The organism is Streptomyces sp. WELS2 (assembly GCF_013870595.1).
Classification (GTDB): Bacteria; Actinomycetota; Actinomycetes; order Streptomycetales; family Streptomycetaceae; genus Streptomyces.
Genome location: NZ_JACBWZ010001181.1, coordinates 1 through 1,530, shown reverse-complemented (window position 1 = coordinate 1,530; position 1,530 = coordinate 1). Strand labels below are relative to the sequence as shown.

Genomic DNA, 1,530 nt, shown 5'->3' with positions numbered 1-1,530 from the left:
GATGAAGGGGCCGGGGGTCGGCATGACGGTGACGCCGCCCGCCAGGGCCAGGGAGCATTCACCGCTGCGCAGGGCGCGTACCGCGAGGTGGAGGGTGACCAGGGAGGAGGAGCATCCGGTGTCGACGGTGACGGCCGGGCCCTCCAGGCCGAACGTGTACGACAGCCGGCCCGAGACCACGCTTCCCGTGGTGCCGGTCAGGATGTGGCCCTCCGTCTCGGCCGTGCCCTGGTGCAGGCGGTGGCCGTAGTCCTGGACCATGGCGCCGACGTAGACGCCGGTACGGCTGCCCCGCAGCGACGCCGGATCGATACCCGCCCGCTCGAACGCCTCCCACGACGTCTCCAGCAGCAACCGCTGCTGCGGATCCATCGCCAGCGCCTCACGCGGCGAGATCCCGAAGAACCCCGCGTCGAACTCCGCCGCGTCATACAGGAAACCACCGTTACGCGTGTACGACTTGCCCACCGCGTCCGGATCCGGGTCGTACAACCCCTCCAGATCCCAGCCACGGTCCGCCGGGAAGCCCGACACCGCGTCCGTTCCCGTGGCGACCAGCCGCCACAGGTCCTCTGGCGAGCCCACGCCACCGGGGAACCGGCACCCCATCCCCACGATCGCCACCGGCTCGGCGTCGGCGTCGGTGCCGCCCGCGAGCGTCAGCGGCGAGGGCTCCACTTCCCCGGCCGGGTCCTCGGACAGCCCCAGCAGACGGGCGCGGACGAACCGCGCGAGGGAGGCGGCCGACGGGTGGTCGAAGACGACCGTGCTCGGCAGCCGCAGCCCGGTCGCCGTGTTCAGCCGGTTCCGCAGCTCGACGGCCATCATCGAGTCGAAGCCCAGTTCACGGAAGGCGCGGTCGGCATCGACGGCGTCCGGTGTGCTGTGACCGAGTGCCGCGGCGGCCTGCGCGCGGACCAGGTCCAGCATGGCCTGGTACTGCTCCGCCTCGGTCAGCCCGTCGAGCAGCGCCGAGGAGGCGGTGTCCGCGGAGGGTCCCGCCGCGCCGTCGGGCTCGGCCAGCGCCGCCCGTACCTCGGGGAGGTCGGAGAGCAGCGGGGCGTGCCGTACGGCGGTGAACTGGGGTGCGAAGACCTCCCAGTCGATGTCGGCGACGACCCTGGTCGGGTCCGTGCCGGCCGTGGCGGACATCAGCGCGGCGGCCGCCTGGTCGGGGTTCATGACCCGGACGCCCCGGCTGAGGATCCGGTCGCCGACCTCGCCGTCGGCCATTCCGCCGCCGCCCCACAGACCCCAGGCCACCGACAGGGCGGTACGTCCACGGGCCCGGCGTCGCTGGGCGAGCGCGTCGAGGAAGGCGTTGGCCGCCGCGTACGCGCCCTGTCCGCCGCCGCCCCAGACACCGGCGCCGGAGGAGAAGAGGATGAACGCGTCCAGGTCGGTGTCCCGGAACAGGTCGTCCAGGTGGTGTGCGCCGAGCGCCTTGGCGGAGGTGAGCCGGGTGAGCAGGCCGAGGTCCGTGTCGGCCAGCGGCGCGGTGTCGGTCGTGCCGGCCGCGTGGACGACCGC

The 1,530-nt window shown here is 73.6% G+C and carries 1 protein-coding gene; it reads right to left on the bottom strand.

Annotated features, from left to right (window positions below; genetic code table 11):
* On the bottom strand, positions 1-1,530 hold a 1,530-nt coding region (locus tag H5J33_RS34825), incomplete at both ends, for a beta-ketoacyl reductase (RefSeq protein WP_181798649.1).